The organism is Canicola haemoglobinophilus (assembly GCF_002015075.1).
In the GTDB taxonomy this organism is placed as follows: domain Bacteria; phylum Pseudomonadota; class Gammaproteobacteria; order Enterobacterales; family Pasteurellaceae; genus Canicola; species Canicola haemoglobinophilus.
In genome coordinates this window covers 50,744-72,206 of record NZ_MUXZ01000018.1, presented here as the reverse complement: position 1 = coordinate 72,206, position 21,463 = coordinate 50,744, and the positions used below count along the sequence as shown (strand labels likewise).

At 35.8% G+C, this 21,463-nt stretch carries 23 protein-coding genes; 7 read left to right on the top strand and 16 right to left on the bottom strand.

Annotation, left to right across the window (positions count from 1 at the left end):
• Window positions 1–31 precede the first annotated feature (31 nt).
• Window positions 32–877: a 16S rRNA (cytidine(1402)-2'-O)-methyltransferase gene (gene rsmI, locus B0186_RS06880; protein ID WP_078218640.1), complete on the bottom strand. Its 846-nt coding sequence runs from the start codon at window positions 875–877 to the stop codon at window positions 32–34.
• 85 nt (window positions 878–962) lie between these two features.
• Here rsmI and B0186_RS06875 point away from each other — a divergent pair, with 85 nt between their 5' ends.
• The 4 genes from B0186_RS06875 to dolP all read left to right on the top strand — a co-directional run bounded on the left by B0186_RS06875 (window position 963) and on the right by dolP (window position 4,289).
• Window positions 963–2,687, top strand: a complete 1,725-nt coding sequence (locus B0186_RS06875; RefSeq protein ID WP_078218639.1) for a penicillin-binding protein activator — start codon at window positions 963–965, stop codon at window positions 2,685–2,687.
• 2 nt (window positions 2,688–2,689) lie between these two features.
• Window positions 2,690–3,052, top strand: a complete 363-nt coding sequence (locus tag B0186_RS06870) for a YraN family protein (protein ID WP_078218638.1) — start codon at window positions 2,690–2,692, stop codon at window positions 3,050–3,052.
• A 3-nt stretch (window positions 3,053–3,055) separates the two neighbouring features.
• The gene (locus B0186_RS06865; protein ID WP_078218637.1) at window positions 3,056–3,640 is read left to right on the top strand and encodes a D-sedoheptulose-7-phosphate isomerase; all 585 of its coding nucleotides are present in this window, start codon (window positions 3,056–3,058) and stop codon (window positions 3,638–3,640) included.
• 61 nt (window positions 3,641–3,701) lie between these two features.
• A complete protein-coding gene (gene dolP, locus B0186_RS06860; protein ID WP_078218636.1) occupies window positions 3,702–4,289 on the top strand; it encodes a division/outer membrane stress-associated lipid-binding lipoprotein in 588 nt (195 codons plus the stop codon).
• 48 nt (window positions 4,290–4,337) lie between these two features.
• Here dolP and nhaA read toward each other — a convergent pair whose 3' ends face one another.
• The 4 genes from nhaA to B0186_RS06840 all read right to left on the bottom strand — a co-directional run bounded on the left by nhaA (window position 4,338) and on the right by B0186_RS06840 (window position 8,166).
• Entirely contained in the window at window positions 4,338–5,525 is a 1,188-nt protein-coding gene (gene nhaA / locus B0186_RS06855) for a Na+/H+ antiporter NhaA (protein WP_078218635.1), read from the bottom strand.
• Window positions 5,526–5,709: 184 nt separating this feature from the next.
• Complete coding sequence (locus B0186_RS06850; protein ID WP_078218634.1) at window positions 5,710–7,062, bottom strand: anti-phage deoxyguanosine triphosphatase; 1,353 nt, start codon at window positions 7,060–7,062, stop codon at window positions 5,710–5,712.
• Between the two features lie 2 nt (window positions 7,063–7,064).
• On the bottom strand, window positions 7,065–7,754 hold the full coding sequence (locus B0186_RS06845) for a CidB/LrgB family autolysis modulator (protein WP_078218633.1): 690 nt from the start codon (window positions 7,752–7,754) through the stop codon (window positions 7,065–7,067).
• Window position 7,755: 1 nt separating this feature from the next.
• Window positions 7,756–8,166, bottom strand: a complete 411-nt coding sequence (locus tag B0186_RS06840) for a CidA/LrgA family protein (RefSeq protein ID WP_078218632.1) — start codon at window positions 8,164–8,166, stop codon at window positions 7,756–7,758.
• A 125-nt stretch (window positions 8,167–8,291) separates the two neighbouring features.
• Here B0186_RS06840 and B0186_RS06835 point away from each other — a divergent pair, with 125 nt between their 5' ends.
• The 3 genes from B0186_RS06835 to B0186_RS06825 are packed head-to-tail and all read left to right on the top strand — an operon-like array spanning window position 8,292 to window position 10,361.
• Window positions 8,292–8,795, top strand: coding sequence for a thermonuclease family protein (locus tag B0186_RS06835; protein WP_078218631.1), 504 nt, complete (start codon window positions 8,292–8,294; stop codon window positions 8,793–8,795).
• Window positions 8,785–9,984 (top strand): cysteine desulfurase, encoded by a 1,200-nt coding sequence (locus B0186_RS06830; RefSeq protein ID WP_078218630.1) that lies wholly within the window; start codon window positions 8,785–8,787, stop codon window positions 9,982–9,984. Before B0186_RS06835 ends, B0186_RS06830 begins: the two co-directional genes overlap by 11 nt.
• On the top strand, window positions 9,981–10,361 hold the full coding sequence (locus B0186_RS06825; protein WP_078218629.1) for a SufE family protein: 381 nt from the start codon (window positions 9,981–9,983) through the stop codon (window positions 10,359–10,361). Before B0186_RS06830 ends, B0186_RS06825 begins: the two co-directional genes overlap by 4 nt.
• A 70-nt stretch (window positions 10,362–10,431) precedes the next feature.
• On the opposite strand, the gene B0186_RS06820 is transcribed toward B0186_RS06825, so the two are convergent.
• The 11 genes from B0186_RS06820 to bamA form a co-directional block, all read right to left on the bottom strand.
• Window positions 10,432–11,553: a porin gene (locus tag B0186_RS06820; protein ID WP_078218628.1), complete on the bottom strand. Its 1,122-nt coding sequence runs from the start codon at window positions 11,551–11,553 to the stop codon at window positions 10,432–10,434.
• A gap of 335 nt (window positions 11,554–11,888) precedes the next feature.
• Entirely contained in the window at window positions 11,889–12,206 is a 318-nt protein-coding gene (gene yciH / locus B0186_RS06815; RefSeq protein WP_078218627.1) for a stress response translation initiation inhibitor YciH, read from the bottom strand.
• 6 nt (window positions 12,207–12,212) lie between these two features.
• Window positions 12,213–12,908 carry an orotidine-5'-phosphate decarboxylase gene (gene pyrF, locus B0186_RS06810; protein ID WP_078218626.1) on the bottom strand — a complete coding sequence of 232 codons (696 nt, stop codon included), beginning with the start codon at window positions 12,906–12,908 and terminating at the stop codon, window positions 12,213–12,215.
• A 12-nt stretch (window positions 12,909–12,920) separates the two neighbouring features.
• Complete coding sequence (lapB, locus tag B0186_RS06805) at window positions 12,921–14,117, bottom strand: lipopolysaccharide assembly protein LapB (RefSeq protein ID WP_078218625.1); 1,197 nt, start codon at window positions 14,115–14,117, stop codon at window positions 12,921–12,923.
• Window positions 14,117–14,413 (bottom strand): lipopolysaccharide assembly protein LapA domain-containing protein, encoded by a 297-nt coding sequence (locus B0186_RS06800; RefSeq protein WP_078218624.1) that lies wholly within the window; start codon window positions 14,411–14,413, stop codon window positions 14,117–14,119. The genes lapB and B0186_RS06800 overlap by 1 nt, the downstream gene beginning before the upstream one ends.
• Window positions 14,414–14,551: 138 nt before the next feature.
• Window positions 14,552–14,836: an integration host factor subunit beta gene (locus tag B0186_RS06795; protein ID WP_078218623.1), complete on the bottom strand. Its 285-nt coding sequence runs from the start codon at window positions 14,834–14,836 to the stop codon at window positions 14,552–14,554.
• A gap of 58 nt (window positions 14,837–14,894) precedes the next feature.
• On the bottom strand, window positions 14,895–16,538 hold the full coding sequence (rpsA, locus tag B0186_RS06790) for a 30S ribosomal protein S1 (RefSeq protein WP_078218622.1): 1,644 nt from the start codon (window positions 16,536–16,538) through the stop codon (window positions 14,895–14,897).
• Window positions 16,539–16,645: 107 nt separating this feature from the next.
• A complete protein-coding gene (cmk, locus tag B0186_RS06785) occupies window positions 16,646–17,326 on the bottom strand; it encodes a (d)CMP kinase (RefSeq protein WP_078218621.1) in 681 nt (226 codons plus the stop codon).
• A 53-nt stretch (window positions 17,327–17,379) separates the two neighbouring features.
• On the bottom strand, window positions 17,380–18,405 hold the full coding sequence (gene lpxD / locus B0186_RS06780; RefSeq protein ID WP_078218620.1) for a UDP-3-O-(3-hydroxymyristoyl)glucosamine N-acyltransferase: 1,026 nt from the start codon (window positions 18,403–18,405) through the stop codon (window positions 17,380–17,382).
• Window positions 18,405–18,983 (bottom strand): OmpH/Skp family outer membrane protein, encoded by a 579-nt coding sequence (locus B0186_RS06775; protein WP_078218619.1) that lies wholly within the window; start codon window positions 18,981–18,983, stop codon window positions 18,405–18,407. The genes lpxD and B0186_RS06775 overlap by 1 nt, the downstream gene beginning before the upstream one ends.
• A 98-nt stretch (window positions 18,984–19,081) precedes the next feature.
• Window positions 19,082–21,451 carry an outer membrane protein assembly factor BamA gene (bamA, locus tag B0186_RS06770; RefSeq protein WP_078218618.1) on the bottom strand — a complete coding sequence of 790 codons (2,370 nt, stop codon included), beginning with the start codon at window positions 21,449–21,451 and terminating at the stop codon, window positions 19,082–19,084.
• Window positions 21,452–21,463: the final 12 nt, after the last annotated feature.

The following is a 21,463-nucleotide window of genomic DNA, read 5'->3' as shown; positions in this document are numbered from 1 at the left end:
AAATTGATAGCGAGATTATAGCATTATTGTGCTAATAGCCTTGTTCAAGCCCGAATTGATAAAGGGCATTTTTCTTATAACCATAAATCTCAGCTACCATAGCCGCCGCTTTTTTCAAAGGTAACTCTTGGCTAATAAGTTGTAATGTTTTCACAGCTTGAGGCGAAAATGTTTCCTCTTCTACTTTCGGCTTGCCTTCAATAATGAGCACCATTTCCCCTTTAGTTCGATTAGGCTCTTCCTCTAACCATTGACGTAACGCCCCAACTTGATCACCATGAATAGTTTCCCATGTTTTTGTAATTTCACGAGCTAACACAACATAACGTTCAGCGCCTAATTCAAGCTCAATATCAGCTAGGCAATCTAAAATACGATGGGTGGACTCATAAAAGATCAAAGTGCGGTCTTCATTTGCCAAGTTTGCCAATTTATCTCGTCTTGCCTTACTTTTAGCGGGTAAAAATCCCTCGAAGCAGAAGCGATCAGAAGCGATACCTGAAGCACATAATGCGGTGATTGCTGCACAAGCCCCCGGCAATGGTATCACTTGAATATCTGCTTTGCGACATTTGCGCACCACATGAAATCCTGGATCACTGATTAAAGGCGTACCCGCATCGGAAATCAATGCAATCCTTAACCCCTGTTGTAACTTCTCCACCAACAAATCTGCTTTTTGTTGTTCATTATAATCATGTAAAGCAAAAAAAGGCTTTTTAATCCCGTAATGACTGAGCAATAAACCACTATGGCGAGTATCTTCCGCTGCAATCAAATCAACTTCAGAAAACACCGTTAAAGCTCGTTGAGTAATATCTTGTAAATTGCCAATTGGCGTTGCCACAATATATAAAATTCCTTTTGAATTATTCATTTTTCACTTCTTTTATTTGCTTTTAGTTAGTTAGATAAGTAAGATCGCTGTGCATTTTACATTGCACATACTTAAGGAGCAATTTATGTTATCTATTCTAGTACAAGGAACAGGTTTAAAAAAACGATTACTGCCTGTTTTATTTACACTTTTTTTGGCTGGCTGTACCAATTTATTTAATAGCAGCTTTACTTCAAGTTTAAAAAATGATGCCAATGCAAGTTCTGATTTCTATATTCGGAAAATTGAACAAACACAAAACAAAGAAGATTTACAAACCTATAAACTTTTAGCGGCTCGTGTTTTAGTAACAGAAAATAAAATCCCACAAGCAGAAGCCTATCTTGCTGAATTAGCTGATTTAAATGATGAGCAAAAATTAGATAAATCTTTAGTTGAAGCGCATATTTTAGCTGTTAAAGGTAAAAATAAATCGGCTGAACGTCAGTTATCTTTGGTTAATTTAGCATTACTTAGCCCTTCACAAAAATCACGTTATTATGAAATCCTTGCTCGTATTGCAGAAAATCGCAATGACAATATTGCTGCAATCAAAGCACGTATTCAAATTGATAATTTCTTAACTGATATTCAAAGAAAACAAAAAAATAACGACCGCACTTGGGCATTATTACGTAATACAAATACTGGCATATTAAATAATACCAGTGCTGAAGGAAATGCTGCACTAGGCGGCTGGTTAGCCTTAGCACAAGCATATAACAGCAATCTCAATCAACCTGCTCAACTAAGTCATGCACTACAAAATTGGAAAAACAATTATCCAACGCATACAGCCGCATATTTACTACCAACTGAACTACAAGGTATTGCAAATTTCCAACAAACAGTACTCACGCAAGTAGGGCTACTCCTTCCATTAAGTAGTAATGCACAACTTATTGGCTCCACCATCAAAAAAGGCTTTGATGATGCTAAGGGTAATTCATCCGTTCAAGTACAAGTATTTGATACGATGACAATGCCAATGGAACAAATTATCGAACAAGCAAAACAGCAAGGTATCAATACGATTATCGGACCATTACTAAAACAAAATGTAGATGTTATTTTAAACAATCCAAATATTGTGCAAGGATTGAATGTATTAGCATTAAACTCGACACCAAATGTGCGTGCAATTGGTCAACTTTGCTACTATGGATTATCACCTGAAGATGAAGCTGAAAGTGCTGCGAATAAAATGTGGAATGATAGCGTTCGTAAACCTCTCGTATTAGTTCCACAAAATAATGTAGGCCAACGTACTGCATCAGCATTCACTGTACGCTGGCAACAGCTATCTGGTACAGATGCCAACATTAAATTCTACAACCAGACTGCCGATATTAACTTTGCTTTAAAATCTGGCTTAAGTGAAAATGCCGAAGGTGTTTATATTATTGCTAATGGTGAGCAATTATCTGAAATTAAAGTCGCAATCGATAATATCAATCCAAATTTAAAGCTATATGCAAGCTCACGTAATAACTCACCTAACAATGGTCCTGAATATCGCTTGTTAATGAATAATTTACAATTTAGTGATATACCATTTTTTAAAGATATAGAATCACCTCAATATAAACAAATTGAAAAAATGACTAATGGTGATTATTCATTGATGCGTTTATATGCTATGGGAGCAGATGCTTGGTTATTAATCAATCAATTTAATGAGTTCCGTCAAATTCCTGGATTTACTATTGATGGATTAACTGGAAAATTAAGCGCTGGTCCTAATTGTAATATTGATCGTGATATGACTTGGTTCCAATATCAAAACGGCAGTATTTATCCATTAAACTGAAAATGATATTGTCTAAACGTCAACAAGGGGCGAGCTTTGAATATCAGGCTCGCCTTTTCTTAGAAAAACAAGGCTTAACTTTCATCGCTGCGAATCAACATTTTAAATGTGGTGAGCTTGACTTAATTATGCAAGATAAACAAACCATCGTATTTGTTGAGGTTCGTCAGCGTAAAAATAAACTTTTTGGTTCTGCAATTGAAAGTGTGGACTGGAATAAACAACAAAAATGGCTCGATGCTGCTAACTTATGGCTAGCTCAATATGATGCTAGTTTAGAAGATGCTGACTGTCGTTTTGATCTCATTGCTTTTGGCACCACTGTAAATGAAATTGAGTGGATACCCAATTTTCTCGATGAATAAATTATGTTAGACAAAATTAAAGATATTTATACAGAAAGTATTCAAACCCAAATTTCCTCCTCTAGCTTACTGGCGACAAAAATAGCAGAAGCAACACAGCATATTGTAACTTGTTTACTAAAAGGTAATAAAATTATTGTTTGTGGACATGGTCGATCCTATGCTAATGCGCAATTTTTAGTAGCAAATTTATTAAACAGATATGAATTAGAGCGCCCAAGCTTTCCTTCTGTTTTATTAAGCTTAGATAGTGCGGTGGGTTCTGCAATTATTTCTGAAAGCAGCAATAATATGTTGTACCAAAGACAATTTAACGCAATAGCACAACAAGGTGATTTATTAGTTATCTTTTCTCCCTTTGGCAATGAGGAAACTATGCTTAATGTATTGCAATGTGCTTTAAATAAAGATGTACAAATTATCGTGCTAACCGGAGAAAATAATGGACATATCCAAGGATTTCTAACAGAAAATGATCTGGAAATATCTGTTCCAGCCAACAAGGAAAGTAGAATCCTAGAAAACCATTTATTAATTGTTAATACGCTATGTGAACTTATTGACTATTCATTATTTTCACATTCATAATTCTTGACAAAAAAACTTATTTCAAGTCAACTAGAACAAAATTTCAGCAAGGAGAAATCATATGAAAATAAATAAAACATTAGGACTAGTATTAGGCTCAGCATTGCTATTACAAGGCTGTGCAACGGCAACTGTACTTGGTATTGTGGGAGGAGCAGCAGTTGCAACTAAAGTTGCAACAGATCCAAGAACAGTAGGAACTCAAATTGATGATGAAACATTAGAAGAGAAAGTTTTATCTGCAATTAACAAAGATGAACAAATCAAAGCAGAGGGGCGTGTTAATGTCGTTTCTTATAACGCTCGCATTTTATTAATAGGACAAGTTCCAAACAATAATTTAAAAGAACAAGCGACTAATTTAGCTAGAGGTGTTGATCAGGCTGGTGAAGTATATAATGAGTTACGTATTGCTCAACCTATTTCAATCGGACAAATTACTAAAGATAGCTGGATAACAACGCAAATTAAATCTAAGCTGTTTGTAAATTCAAATGTTAAATCAACGGATGTAAAAGTAATTACCGAAGATGGCGAAGTATTTCTAATGGGAAATTTAACACAATCTCAAGCTGATGCAGCAGCAGAAGTTGCTCGTAATGTACCCGATGTGAAAAAAGTCATTAAAGTTATAAAGTATCTTAATTAGAACAAGAAGGGCGAATAAAATATGATATTCGCCCTTTTTAATAAGTAATTACGCTTGCTCTTTCGTTGTCACAAACAATAACCAATACCCAATAACTGCAGATAAACTAGAGCCAAACAAAATACCCAAGCGAGCGTAAGCAGTTAAATGTCCATCCCCACCACCAAAAGCAAGGCTAGCTAAGAACATTGACATAGTAAAACCTATCCCACAAAGCACAGCAACAGCGAAAATTTGTTTAAAATTAATGCCTTCTGGTAATTTGGCTATGCGTAATTTGACAGATAAATAACTAAAGGCAAACACACCTACTGGCTTACCTAATAGCAATCCGAAAGTCACTCCCAATGTTAATGGCGAGGTCAATGCCTCCATTCCTAAGCCAGATAATGGAATACCAGCATTACAGAATGCAAAGAGCGGTAAAATTAAAAATGAGCTCCAAGGTGCAATAGCATGCTCCATTTCTACTAGAGGTTCTCTGTTATTTTTAGCTTTTAGTGGTACACAGAAACCGATAATTACACCAGCTAATGTTGCATGAACACCAGATTTCAGTACCGATACCCAAAGGATAACCCCCACGACAACATAAGCAATTAAATTTGATACTTTGAAGCGATTTAGAAGAATTAACCCGACAATAGCAATACTTGCTAAAATCAGTGCTCTTGTACTCAAATCATGGGAGAAGAACAAAGCAATCACAATAATTGCCCCTAAGTCATCAATAATCGCTAAAGCTAATAAAAAGACTTTTAATGCAAAAGGTACACGATTGCCTAATAACACCAATACTCCAACCGCAAACGCAATATCCGTTGCCATTGGAATTGCCCAGCCACCATGATAATCGGGAACCCCTTGATTGATAAACCAATAAACTAAAGCAGGAATAATCATTCCGCCACAAGCAGCAATCGCTGGGAAAATAGCTCGTTGATAGCTAGAAATTGCGCCAACAAGCATCTCTCGTTTTACTTCCAACCCCACAAGGACAAAGAAAACTGCCATAAACCCATCATTTACCCACATCAATAATGGTTTATGTATTTCAACAATCTCACCAACCTGAATAACAACAGGAGAATTAAGAAAGCTGAAGTAATAATCTCTCAAAGGAGAGTTTGCGAATATGAGCGCAAATGCAGAAAAAATTAATAAAAGAATTCCGCCAGCCGCTTCCATTTTTAAAAATTGTTGAATACATGTTTTAAGCTTCTCGCTACTTATCATTTTTACTCCCTTTTAATATCCAAATACCAAGTAAGCGTTAGATTTTTATCACGAATTTTTATTTAGGGTCAAGGCAAATCAAAGACAATTCTTTTTATTAAGAAAAAATGCGACAAAGCTCACAATAACATTCGGCGCATTTAACAAAATCTTAAATAAAAAAAAATAGATTTGCTAAAAACTTTTAAAGTTGCTGATACACTCTTATCGCATAAGCATCTGACATTCCTGCAATATAATCGCAAATCACTCGCTTACGCTCTTCTTCGGCTGCATTTTGCCAACGGTTTGCTGTATTACGAGGAAGCAAACGCACTGGATCGCTTTCAAAAATTTGAAACATTTCCGTCAACATTCTTTGCCCTTTATATTCAATACGTTGTGTATCAACATTCTTAATCACATATTCCCATACAAAACGTTTAAAAATATTCAATACTTCAACTACTTCTCCAGGGAGTTCTGCGTTATAACGTAATAATGGATCAGAAAAGCCCGCATTTATTTTCCAACGAACATGCGTAATAAAATAATTCACTAATGCACCAATTGCATTCTTACGCTCATAATGTAAGTCAGAGAAAAGTTTTTGACTGATAGGTTGCACATTTTTAACCATCCATTCAGATCGACATTGGGCTAATTTTTCAACCGCACTTTGCCATTGCTGCAAAGTTACCACACCAATCACAATTGCATCTTCTAAATCATGTACTGCATACGCAATATCATCAGCGAGTTCCATAATGCTACAATCCAAAGATTTATAACGCGTTTTTAAAAAATCTTTAGGATCTGACCGCTCTTTTTGATATTGCCCAAATAAAGTGCGGTCATTTTCGGACAATGGTTCAAGCAACCAATTAAACATATTCAAATCATCTCGGAAAATCCCTTTTCCCGGTTTCCAATCTGAGATTTTGACATATTTAGGATCCGCATTATCTATGACTGCACCTTGATGATATTGTGGTGAAGAAAGATCTAAAATCGTAGGATATTTAACAATGCCTAACAACGTTCGGCGGGTTAAATTCATACCAGCATTAGCGGTATAAGGTTCAAGTTTAGTTAATAAACGAAAAGTTTGCGCATTACCTTCAAAACCACCGTGATGACGCATCATATAATTTAATGCCACTTCTCCACCATGCCCAAAAGGTGGGTGCCCAATATCATGGGCAAAACAAAGGCTTTCAATTAAATCATTGGAAGGAAGAAGTAATTTGAGATTTTTTTGCAATTCTGTTCGCTCTTCATTGAACGCTTGCGATAAATTAAAAAAAGCATCAATCAGCTTCATCTGTGCAACAATGCTACTACCAATTTGAGCGACTTCTAAAGAATGGGTTAAGCGAGTACGATAGAAATCATTTTCGCCTACAGCATGAATCTGTGTCTTGGCTTGTAAGCAACGGAAAGCAGCGCTATGTAATATTCTGCCACGATCTCGGCGAAAAGGAGGTCGATGATCTTTTTCTCTTGGAGGATCAGCAAGAAAACGCGCTTGCCATGCTGGATTAATTTGTGATTTCATATTTATCCTTGAATAAAAAACAAACACACCCAAAACACCAAAGGTGCTAATAACGAACTGATAATGCCACATAATACCAAAGCAATGGAACTATAACTACCTGCTTTCGCATCTACATCCATACAGCTCACCGTACCCAACGCATGAGAAATCGCACCGATTGCTAAACCTTGACTTTCTGAGCTTTTAACCCCTAATTTTTGCAAAATCATACGCCCTAAAATTGCTCCCTGCAATCCAGCAATAAGTACCCCAACTGCCGTTACAGAAGGTATTCCACCTAAATTTTCTGCCATAACGGTAGCTATCGCAGTAGTTACAGATTTAGGAACAATGGAAGCAGCAATTTCTGGTGTTGCACCAAATAAAATCGCTAGTAACACGCCAGAAAACATTGAAAATAAGGATGCCAAACAGGTTACAAATAAAATAATTTGCCAATGTTTACGAATTTGTGGCAATTGTTCATAAAGTGGCAAGGCTAATGCAATAATACTTAAACCGAGTAAATGATTGATGGGTTTATTTCCTTGGTAATAACGCTCAAAAGGAATATCAAAAATCAAAAATACTACAATCAACATTAATAAAGTGAGTACAAAGGAATTAAAGACAACCGACTTCCAACGTTTATTGATGAGTAAAGCAACTGCAAAAACCGCAACTGTTAATAAACTATAAAAATACATCATGTTATTTTCTTCCTTGGCGTTGTTTAATCATTTTTTGACGCAAATGCGCAAAAGTGCGGTGCGAAAAAAGGTATTCAGCCAACATACCAATTAATACTAAAGTCAACATCGTACTGATGATATTGGGCAATAAAAACGACTTTGCTTCCCTAACTAATACATCAGCATATTCCACAATACCCGCACTCACAGGAACAAATAGCACTGACATATAACGAATTAATAAACTTGCACCAAAATTAATCCATTCAGACTTAATTATTTTGCTAAGTAATCCAATGAATAATAACAATAATCCCCAAATACTTGCTGGAACACTAAGAGGAATAATCAGCCCAATAAAATTACCGAGATATAAAGCAACATACAAAATAGCGAAAGAACGGATAAATTCAAAAACACGTCTTAACATAGTTATAACAACTTGAAATTCAACAAAAACAATAAAATTTATAAATTTATTTTACTCTTATTTTATTCGTTTTGTTACGTTTTTTCGGTAGAATTAGCTCAATTAACTTAAATACAATAATAACTATGTGGAAAAAAATCCTCTTTATCTTATTCTTCTGCACAATTTCTTATGTCTCAGCCAAAGATATCCGAATTATCCCTTGTTATGTAATTTCGATTAGTGATGGCGATACTTTGAACTGTTTACTTAGCAATAACAAAAAAGTCAAAGTTCGTTTACAAGAAATTGATGCGCCTGAGAAAAAACAGGCATTTGGAAAAAAGGCACGACAACATTTAGCTAAATTAGTCTATAAAAAAGATGTCATTTTGCATGTTTCAGGCTATGACCGTTATCAGCGAATACTTGCGACAGTTTATAATTTGCAAGGACAAAATATCAATTTAGCCATGGTTAAATCGGGCTTTGCTTGGGCTTATCAACAATATTTAAAAGATCCAACTTACTTAAAAGCACAACAATATGCTCAAAGCCAAAAATTAGGTTTGTGGAGAGATCCTAACCCAACGGCTCCTCATATATGGCGCCAGCAACGAAAAAACAGGAATAAATCATATGAATTTTGATCCGCAACGCTTTCGTCAACAATTTCCTTTTTTCCAAAAAGAAACACAAAGGGTTTATTTAGACAGTGCAGCAACAACCTTGAAACCCCAAGTGCTGTTAGATGCTACCTATGATTTTTACAGCTCTGCTGGCTCCGTTCATCGTAGCCAATATGATGAAAAACAGACCGCACTTTTTGAACAAGCCAGAACGCAAGTAAAAGCACTGGTGAATGCGGAAAGTGAACAAGCGATCATTTGGACTTCAGGAACAACACAAAGCATTAATCTTGTTGCTTATGGCTTAATGGATCAATTCAGTCCTAATGATGAAATTATCATTAGCGAGGCGGAACATCATGCCAATTTTGTTACTTGGCAACAAATTGCCCAAAAGTGCGGTGCTAAATTAATTATTTTGCCTTTGCAGGATAACTGGCTAATTGAACCTCATATTCTGCAAGCAGTATTAAATGAAAATACTAAATTAGTCGCCTTGAATGTTATCTCTAATGTAACAGGTACCGAGCAACCTATCACAAAGCTTATTCCACTAATCAGAAAAAATAGTTCAGCTTTCATTTTATTAGATTGCGCTCAAGCTATTAGTCATAAAAAAATTGATCTGCAAGCCCTTGATGCAGATTTTATAGTGTTTTCTGCACATAAAATATATGGGCCGACGGGACTAGGCGTTTTAACAGGCAAACTTGCTGCGTTGGAAAAATTACAACCGACTTTTTTCGGTGGGAAAATGGTTGAACGAGTATCAAAACAAGAAACGAGTTTTGCACCTTTGCCTTATCGACTAGAAAGCGGCACACCCAATATTGCCGGAGTCATTGGTTTTAGTGCGGTATTAAATTGGTTAAGTCAGTGGAATATAGCACAAGGAGAAAAATTTGCCGTTCAGCTAGCTGAACAAACAAAAGTGCAGTTACAAAATTACCCCAATTGTCGCTTATTTACTTCACCTCAACCAAGTACCATTGTTTCTTTTATTTTTACAGGCATAGCCACTTCAGATATAGCGACGTTACTTGCTGAACAACAAATTGCTTTACGTAGTGGCGAACATTGTGCCCAACCTTATTTACAACGCTTAGGGCAAAGCTCAATATTACGTTTGTCTTTTGCGCCTTATAACAACCAACAAGATATAGAACAATTTTTTAATGCTTTAGATAAAACCTTGGAGTTATTAGCATGATCAAAAAAATAAAACAGGCGACCAGTTGGGAAGAACGCTATCGTTTAATTATTCTTGCAGGAAAAAATATCTGCCAACCGACTGAGCAAGAACTGGCAGGAATGGAAGAAATTCGAGGCTGTGAGGCAAAAGTATGGTTTAAATCCTCTCCAAAAACTGACCGCACTTTTGAGTTTCAAGCTTATAGCGAAGCAAGAATAATCAATGGGTTATTATGGATTTTATTACAAGAAATTAATGATAAAAATGCGCAACAACTAACTGAATTTGATTTAACAAGCTATTTCAATGAACTTGGTATCGCACAACGTTTAAGCAATACAAGATTAAATGGTCTAAAAGAAATTGAGAAAAAAATAAAGCAATTAATCGTATAGATTTATAATCTTCTATAAAGGCAAAAAACCGCTCAAAAGAGCGGTTTAATTTGCATAAGATTAAGCTAAATTAGAAGTATACGCGTAAACCTGTTCCATAGAAACTTTCTTTAACTTTGTTTTCTTTAGTTTTAACACGGCTATTGGCATATTCTGCATAAGCAACAACATTTTTATTAAACGCATAATCCGCACCTAGTATATATACATTTTGAGTTGCTTTTTCATTATATCTTAAAATATCAACGAAACGAGATAAAGCTACTTTAGAAAGTTTATAGTCAGCAACAAAACTACCTGCATCCCCTTTAAAGCTGTTACGTTGCCATTGAGCATACACACTAGATACTTCAGGTAATACATTATATTTTGCACCTACTTCGATGAAACGAGCTGTACCTTCTTCTGGTTCATCCTTACTTGTGAATTTAGTCTGACCATATTCAACACCTAATGATGCTGGACCAAAATCAAATTGAGTTGCTACGCGCCAAGCTTTTTCTTGTTTATTTGTTGAAGCTAGATGCTTTTTACCATCTAAGTCATTATTCTTAACTGTATAACCTGCGTTTACATTTGCACTAAAGTCACCGAAACTACCCGCATAGAACAAAGAAACCCCGTAACCATTTTTTAATCCATCTTTAGTAAGATTTTTCTTATCAGACTGACCAAACACATAGTCAAGACCAAAACCTAAAGTTTGTCCTTCAGCAAGTTTGAAATCAGCTGAACGGAAAGAAGCAACTTTATCACTACCATCGAATAAGTTGTTATTACCACCAAAGATGTAAGTATGATTATTTAATTGAACAGCATCACCCGTTGTATCTTGTTTACCAAATGTTACTCGACCAACATCCGCATGTTCTAAACCTAACCATAATTGATTAGTCGTTGGATTAGCGAAAGTATTTGTAGAATCCCAGCGATCACCCTTTGTGGCATCATCAAAACGTAAGCGATAAAAACCTAATGCTTTTAAGCCATTTTGAATTTCATGTTCAACCTTAACTTCAACACGAGATTCATTGTTACGTAAATCTGTACGTTGGCTATCACCAAATTTGCCTAACATAATATCAACATAACCACCAAGTTCTACTTTAGTGCCATCTTGATTATAAACTGTTGTTGCACTTGCTGATGCTGCAACTGCTGCTACTGCTAATGCTACTAATGTCTTTTTCATAATAAAATTCCTTTCAGAATTAAGTTGTTTTTACAAATAAGCTAAAACTTTTCATTACATGAAATGTCTAAACCGCACCTCCTTTGAGGTGCGAGCTATGTTGGCAAAGAAATGCCACGCTGTCAACAAAATTCAACAAAAATCTTGTTATCTTAGTGATACAGATCACATTTTTTAAATAAAGTTTGAACTTTATTTCAGATCTTCAACCTTCATTTTCATCTGTATATTTTCATATTTTTCAATTAAATATTACTTATATCAGCTTAGGTTATCAAAATAAACCCTATATAATTTCACTTATATAGGGCTGTTCTAAATTAATGATGAATTTATTATCCACCTGCCAATTTAACTTGAAATCCTTTCTGCTCTAACAACGTTTTAAGTGTATCTCTTTTATCGCCTTGAATTTCAATTGTTCCATTTTTAGCAGTTCCACCACAACCACAACGTTTTTTCATCTCAGCAGCTAATTTTTTTAGTTCATCATCTGTTATATCTAAACCTGTGATAACACAAACCGCACTTCCCTTTCTCCCACTTGTTTGACGCTGAATGCGAACCACTCCATCTCCTTTAGGACGTGTTTCCTTCACTTTTTCCTGTTTAATTCTGCCCACTTCTGTGGAGTAAACTAATGAACTTTCCATATTTTATTATCCATAAATTGAAGCATTTATTTCTCGCAATACTTGTGCTGGGTTATTTGCTTGCGTAATTGGCCGTCCAATAACTAAATAATCTGAACCCGCTTTGATGGCATCTAAAGGTGTCATGACTCGACGTTGATCGCCAAATTCACTTCCAATAGGGCGAATTCCTGGTGTAATGAATTTAAATGCTTTCTCACACTGGGAACGTAAGATTTCTACTTCTTTTGGTGAACAAACAACACCATCTAGCCCTGCTCTTTGAGCTAAATTTGCTAATCGAATAACTTGCTCCATTGGAGATGCATTAATACCAATTTGCAATAAATCTAAATCTTCCATACTGGTGAGTACAGTCACTGCAATTAATAAAGGCGCATCTTTGCCATAAGGTTCTAGGATTTTTTTTGCCTCCTCCATCATGCGTAATCCGCCACTTGCATGCAAATCTACCATCCAAACACCTAAATCTGCTGCAGAACGCACCGCTCTTGCAACTGTATTGGGAATATCATGAAATTTTAAATCAAGAAAAACATCAAAATGATGGTTATGTAACTGTTTAACAAAATTAGAACCTAAAGTCGTAAACATTTCTTTACCTACTTTTAAACGGCACAAGCTCGGGTCAAGTTGATCAACTAAATTTAAAGCCTCAATTTCAGTTTCATAGTCCAATGCAACAATTATTTTACTCGCCATTCTCTTTTCCTTTTAATTGTGTTCAATTCCTGTTATCGGCTTAATTTTTTCCCACCGCTGACAAGCTGGACAGTTCCATAATAATTTATGTGTCTGATAGCCACAATTACTACAGCGATAGCTAAACCCTCGTGCTATTCTATCTCCAACCATTTTATGCAATAAAACGAGACTGTCTTTTGCTCTGCCATTTTCTGCGGTATCAATTTGATATTGGATAAAACGATGAAAAATAAAGGTGCTTGGGTTCTGTCCTAATTGTTGGTATAACTTCGATTGCGCTGCCATAATCCCATCCTTTTCTGCAATAAGGTCTGATAAGGCTAAATCAACTGCGCTGTTACGGCAAATTTGGCTAGCTCGGATGAGAAATAGCTCAAAGTTATCTAATTGATTTAATTCTTGATAGCAATATTTCAATGCTGGCAAAACTTCACCAACATAATCAGCGTTTTGTTCTAAAACATTTTCTAAATTTTGTACCGCACTTTTATACTCTAAATTAACAATATAGCGTTCGGCAATAAGAAGTGATGCTCTAACACTAGTTTTTGAAACATTCAAAGCTTGTTGCAAAAGATTAATGGCTTGTTCTTGTTCCCGCTCATCACTACCTAAAGTCAGAGAATATTCACAATAGTAGTGGGCTAATGCAGTGTTATTTTTTTGAGGGGCTATTTTAGCGAGTTTTTCAGCAACATTAATTGCTTTTTTCCATTCTTTCGTCTTTTGATAAATAACAGTGAGCTGCTGCAATGCACCTTCAGCATAATTTGGCTCATCAACTAATAAAATATAAAGGCTTTCTGCTCTATCATAGAAACCCACCGCCATAAAATCTTTTGCTAATTGTTGCTTCGCAAGAAGTTTTTGTTCAAAAGTATAATTAGGACTGCGATCTAATGCCTGATGTATACGCAAAGCTCGATCAACCTCACCACGAGAACGGTATAAATTCCCCAAGGTTAACTCAGCCTCAAATTGAGATCCGGTTTCAATATTATTTTCTTGCTCTTGTTTTTGTAGAATATCAAGAAATAAATCTGCAGCTTTTTCACGTTGATTAGATAGCAATAAATTAACACCAGCTACATAATCACGAGAAAGCTTATTGCTAATATTATCCTGATCTTTCCTTGCACTACGATGTCCCATATACCAGCCATAAGCAGCCGCAATAGGTAAAAGCAGGAAAAGTAGCTCAAGCATTATGCAGCCTTATTATCTCGATTTTTGTTTAGTTCAGTAATCAGCGCTGCTTGACGTTTTACTTGACGAGATAAAGAAAGGCTTTTAAGTTTTAATCTTAAGTAGAAGAATGCTGTGATTAGCCAACCTAAAATTAAACCGAGTCCAAACAATAAAGCAACTAGAGTTGATAAGCGCAATTCATTTTGAGCAATCACATAGTTAAAGGTAATAAGCTGATCATTATTAGCACCAATTGTCACTGCGACTAAAACAACAGCAATTAATAAAAGAAATCCTAAAATATATTTAAGCATTACATTCTCCTAATATAAGTTTATTTATTTGATGTAAATCACATAATATGTAGTATTACAGAAATGAAACCTCTGCCATTATGCCAAAAAAATACAAAAAAAACGACACTTAAAGTGTCGTTAATTTTGAGTTATATATTATGAGCAAATATCAATTCGTTCTCTTAATTCTTTACCTGCTTTAAAGTGCGGTACAGATTTTGCATCTAGGTCTACTTGCTCTCCAGTTTTTGGATTACGACCTACTCTTGGCTGACGAAAATGTAATGAAAAACTACCAAATCCTCGAATCTCTACCCTTTCACTATTCTCTAATGCACAAGACAATTGCTCTAAAATTTCTTTTACAGCATTTTCTATATTTTTTAATGGAATGGTAGGATTTTTTAATACTAAACGCTCGATAAGTTCTGATTTGGTCATAATATACTCCTCAGCTTAAAGCTGGTGTAATAATAAACTACACCAGCCAGTGAATTAATTATTCACCTTTTGCAGCTTTGAATGCTTCTGCCATTGCATTTGGAATAACAACTTCTTCTTTATTCACATTTGCAACAGCTGCTGCTTCTTCCGCTTGGTCTTTCGCTTTCACTGATAAGTGAACGATACGAGCTTTACGGTCAACGCCAGTATATTTCGCTTCAACTACATCGCCTACAGCAACTTCACTTGTTAAATCAGCTGTACGAATATAACCTTCGGCGCCTGCATCTAATTCAACTTTAGCACCTTTAGCATCAACTTCAACAACTTTAGCACTTACTACCGCACCTTTTTTATTTACTGCAATGAAGTTATTGAAAGGATCTTCTTCAAGTTGTTTGATACCTAAAGAAATACGCTCTTTCGCAGAATCAACTTGTAATACAACAGCTTCTACCTCATCGCCTTTTTTGTAGTTACGTACGGCCTCTTCACCTTGAACATTCCAAGAAATGTCAGATAAGTGAACTAAACCATCGATGCCGCCTTCAAGACCAATGAAGATACCAAAATCAGTGATTGATTTGATCTTACCTGAAACTTTATCACCTTTGTTGTGAGTTTCAGCGAATTGTAACCATGGGTTAGGTTTGCATTGTTTTAAACCTAAAGAGATGCGGCGACGTTCTTCGTCAATTTCTAATGCCATCACTTCAACAACATCACCTAAGTTAACAACTTTAGATGGGTGAATATTTTTGTTTGTCCAATCCATTTCAGATACGTGAACTAAACCTTCAACACCTTCTAAAATCTCAATGAAGCAACCATAATCAGTTAAGTTAGTCACTTTACCTGTTAATTTGCTGTTTACCGGATGATTTTCTGCGATAGCAATCCAAGGATCTTGACCTAATTGTTTTAAGCCTAAAGATACACGTGTTTTATCTTTATCAAATTTTAATACTTTAACTGTGATTTCATCACCAACATTAACGATTTCACTTGGATGTTTAACACGTTTCCAAGCCATATCAGTGATGTGTAATAAACCATCAACTCCGCCTAAATCAACGAATGCACCGTAGTCTGTTAAGTTTTTAACAGTACCTTTAACTTCAGAACCTTCAGCTAAGTTAGCTAAAATTTCTTCACGCTCTTGGCTGCTTTCTGATTCGATTACTGCACGACGAGATACAACAACATTGTTGCGTTTTTGATCTAATTTAATTACTTTGAATTCTAATTCTTTACCTAATAGGTGATCAGCTTCACGAGTTGGACGAGTATCCACTAATGAACCAGGTAAGAATGCACGAACACCATTTAACTCAACTGTGAAACCACCTTTCACTTTACCGTTGATTAAACCGATAACAGTTGCTTGTTCTTCGTATGCTTTCTCCAATTCAATCCAAGATTCATGGCGTACCGCTTTTTCACGTGAAAGTTTAGTTTCACCGAAACCATCTTCAACAGCGTCTAATGCAACGTTTACAACGTCGCCAACTTTAACATCTAATTCACCTTGTGCATTTTGGAATTCTTCAGCAGGAATACGAGCTTCTGATTTTAAACCAGCATCTACATATACAAAGCCTTTTTCAATAGCAACAATAGTACCGTTAACGATTGAACCTAAGCGAGTTTCAAGGTCTTTTAATGATTCTTCAAATAGTTGAGCAAAAGATTCTGACATAATTAATCTTCTAAATTTAAGTTAATAACGACCACTTTGATTTCCATAAAAAGTGGGGCTGATAATAATTGTTTATCCTATCCTTGAATAAACGAGTTACATAAATTTTAACTAAGCTTCATTACCTGATTAATATAATTTATTGCCTGATCTATCACATCTTCGATAGTTAATTCTGTGCTATCAAGCAAAAAAGCATCTTCAGCAGGTTTTAGTGGGGCGACTGCACGATTTCTATCGCGAAAATCACGTTCTTTTATCTCGGCTAAAATCTGCGCAAATTTACCATTAATTCCTTTATTTTGCAACTGTTTATAGCGTCTTTTTGCTCTTTCTTCCGCACTTGCATCTAAGAATAGTTTTACTTGAGCATTTGGAAAAACAACAGTGCCCATATCACGCCCATCTGCAATAAGCCCTTTTTCATTTGCAAAATCTTGTTGTAACTGTAATAACGCGTTTCTTACTTGCGAAAATACGGCAACTTTAGATGCAGCATCCGCAACCTCTTGCGTGCGAATCTGTGCACTGACATTTTCATTATCTAAAATAATGTGCACTTCTCCCCCTTGTGGGATAAATTGAATATTAAGATGACGAGCTAATTCAGCTAATTTTGGTTCATCATCTAATGCTATCTCTTTCTTAAGTGCTGCTAATGCTGTAACACGATAAATTGCACCGCTATCTAATAATCGAAATCCAAGTTTTTCAGCTAAGGCATAACATAATGTCCCTTTTCCTGCACCACTTGGTCCATCTACAGTAATAATTAAATTTTTGTTCATTTATTTATACCTTCATATAAAAATGCGCCATATATTATGACGCATTTTACTCTTTATTCTGCTAATTTTTTCTCAACAGCTTTTAATCGCTTATTCATTTTATCAATGTCTAAGGTTAAAGCAGCTGTTTTTCGCCAAGCTTTATTTGGTTGTAATGGAATACCAGAAGAATATACTCCTGGCTCAGTAATCGGACGCATGACCATCCCCATGCCAGTAATAGTCACTTTATCACAAATTTCCATGTGTCCATTGATAACGCTCGCACCACCAATTAAGCAATAACGACCAACTTTTAGGCTTCCGGCCATTATCACGCCACCAGCAACTGCAGTCCCCGTTCCTATATGAACATTATGTGCGATTTGACAAAGATTATCGATAATCACATTATCTTCAATCACTGTCGCATCAAGAGCACCACGATCAATACAGGTGCAAGCGCCAATTTCAACATGATTGCCAATAATCACAGTTCCAGTCTGAGGAATTTTAATCCAGCGACCACGATCATTAGCATAACCAAATCCATCGCTACCAATCACTGCACCTGACTGAATTAAACAATCTGAACCGATCTGAACTTCATGATAAATATTTACATTTGCCCAAAGTTGAGTATTTGCGTCAATTTGTGCATTTTTACCAATAAAACATCCAGCACCAATTACCACATTATCGCCAAGTACAACGCCGTCTTCGATAACAGCATTAGCGCCAATAGATACATTTTTACCTAAAATTGCATCGCTAGAAACCACCGCACTTTGATGAATACCTTGTGCTGCTTTAGGTGTTTTATCCATATATTGTGCCAAAATAGCATAGGCAACATAGGGATCTTTTACCACCAGCAAGTTACTATGTTCAGCGCAAAATCCAACATCACTTTCAGTTACCATTAAGGCACCCGCTTTCGATTGTGTTAAAAATTCTCGAAATTTAGGGTTAGAAATAAAAGTAAGCTGATTGCTTTCCGCTTTATCTAAAGGAGCTATATTTGTAACAACAGCATCGGCGTTACCACGAATGGTAGCGCCGATTTGTTGAGCTAATTCTTGTAAAGAATATTCTTGCATTATTTAGCCTGTGTTGGAGCTGGAATTGCTTTTAAAACTTCTTCAGTAATATTTTTACCATCAGCAAAATAAACAGCTGTTTTTTCATCTAATACGACAGTAAAGTTTTTTGCTTTAGCTACATTGGTTGTTGCAGTTTGAATTTCTGTCAATAAACGTTGGTTAATTTCAGCCTCACGTTTTTGACCGTTTGCTTGAAATTCAGCAACATTTTTTTGATGTTCTTCAACTAGTTTTTTAAACTCTGCATCACGTTTCTCTACTAACTTAGCAATTTCATCTTGACGTTTTTTGATGTCAGCTTGACGTAATTTTGGAGCATCTTTTTCCAATGCTTTAGCTTTAGCATCAATTTCTTTTTCAAATTGAGTACGTTTTTCAACTAACGCTTTATTTGCAGCTTGTAATTTTTCCGCTGGAGCCTTAAATTCTTCATCTAACTTTTGAAGTTCAACTTGGCGTGCAGGATGCTTTGCAAATAAATATTCTGTATTTACGAAAGCAATATTATCACTTGCCATTGCAACTGATGAACCTAATGCGACAGAAAGAGCGGTCAATTTTACTACATTTTTCATTGTTTAAGTATCCTTAATAGATTGTTTTTAATTAGTTCTGAACAACATTACTCATTGTTCAGACCTGATATCTGACTATTGAAATAGCCGAAAGTTCCCTAGAAAGATCCCCCAATGCTAAATTGGAATTGTTCAACTTGGTCACCTTGATATTTTTTAAGTGGTTTTGCATAAGAGAATACCAATGGTCCAATTGGAGAGTTCCATTGGAATGCAACACCGGCAGAAGCTCTGATACGACTCGGGCTACTGTAATCTGGTACATTTGTGAAGTTTTTACCATCCGATTTCCATTTAGTGTTCCATACGGAACCGGCATCAGCAAAGATTGATGTTCTAACTGAACGTTGGTTTTTATCAGCAACAAATGGAGTTGGAACAATAAGTTCAATACTTGCTAATGTCATAGCATTACCACCCACAACATCTTCACTCAATGAACAATATCCAGCACCACCATTGCAGTTATTATTCCAATAGATCGCTTTAGGGCCTATTGCACCATACTCAAAACCACGAACTGAACCAATACCACCTGCAGAATAAGTTTGATAGAAAGGTAAACGTTTTCCACCAAAACCATTTGCGTAAGAACCCGATAATTTACCTGTTAATATCCAAGCATGATCACGATCTAATGGATAGTACCCCTGTACATCAGCATTAATTTTGTAGTATTTATTATCTGAACCAGGAATAGTAACTTTACCTCCAATACTTGCCCGCACCCCAGATGTAGGGAAATAACCACGGTCTAGGCTGTTATAATTCCAACCGAAAGAAAACTCAAAATCATGTGATTTGAAAGTCCAATCTGGATAATTCATTGATTGACGATATAAATCACGGCTAAATTCTTTCGTCACATTTTTTAATTGGTTGTGAACATAACCCAATCCTAAATAGTAAGAGTTATTTTCATTTACAGGGAAACCTAAAGTTCCATTTACACCATAAGTTGTACGCCCAAACGAAGCTGAAGTATCACTTTTTGAGTTATCATAATTTTCAAAAAACGCATTTCCACCTAAACTTACACCATCTTTAGTAAAGTATGGTTCGTTATAGCCTAAATTAACACTTGTACTATAATCATTACGTGCAGCAGCTAAGCTAATTGACGATCCCATTCCCAAGAAATTATCTTGTTTCACACTTGCCTGATAACTCAAGCCACTTTCTGTACCATAACCAATACCAAAGTTTATACTTCCAGTATTTCGCTCTTTGACTCGATAAATAACGTCAACTTGATCATTTATTTGATCGTTAGTTTTAGTTTCTGTTTCAACACTTTCAAAGAAACCTGTACGTTCTAAACGCACTTTACCTAAGTCTACTAACTGAGAAGATAACCAAGTACCCTCTTGCTGACGCATTTCCTGACGTAATGTGCTATCAGCAGTCACCGTATTACCTTCGAAACGTACTTGTCGAACAGAATAACGACGACCCGCATCAACAACAAAAGTTAAATCAATAGTTTTCTCAGCATCATTAAACACTGGATTTACAGCTACTTGCGCAGTTGCATATCCTTGCTCACCTAATTTTGCTTTAATAAGCTGTTCAACATTAGTAATATCGCTGCGACGGAAAGTATCTCCAACATAGATTTGTTTAAGCAACGGAGATAATTCCTCAGACATACCACCTACATCACCAACAATGCGGGCACTATTTACAGAATATTTATCACCTTCATTAACTTTAATCGCAACTCTAGCTTCTGTTTTTTCATCGTTTAACTGAACATCAGTATCAACAATTTGGAATTTTGCATAACCACGCTCTAAATAAAACTCACGAATAAGATCCAAATCTTGATTAAATTGATTTGCTTCAAATTTGTTACCAAATAATTTCCACCAAGCATCTGGCTGTAATTCCATCTGCTCTTGTAGCTTACCGCTACTAAAAACCTCATTTCCCTCAAAACTCACTTCTTTCAGTTTTGCCACATCACTTTCTTTTATTTGGATTTTTACTTCTGCTCGATTATTTGGCAGTGGATTAACAATAGCATCCACAGTGGTATTATAACGTCCCACTGTTTGATAGTGGTCCAGTAAACTTTTACGAAAAGCTTCCAGCTTTTCTCGATTTACAATATCACCTGTTGCGAAACCATTTGCATTTAAGTTTTCCTTCAAAGCCTCATTAGGAATAGATTCATTTCCTTCTAAAGTAACTTCTGCAATAACTAATCGCGGTAATACGGAAATAACTAAAGTATCTCCCTCTCGAACAGCCTGAACATTATCATAGCCTCGCAAAAATAATGTTCTAACCACATTTGAAATATCATTATCTGTAGCTCTTTGTCCAATACGAATTGGTATTTCAGATAAGACCGCACTTTCAGTGCCCGCTTGAACACCATTGACACGAATGTCTTTCACAACAAATGGAGCTGCAATCACGCTAGTAGAGCCAAACAATAGGCTGGCAAGTAGGAGTTTTTTCATCGTTAGTTCTAT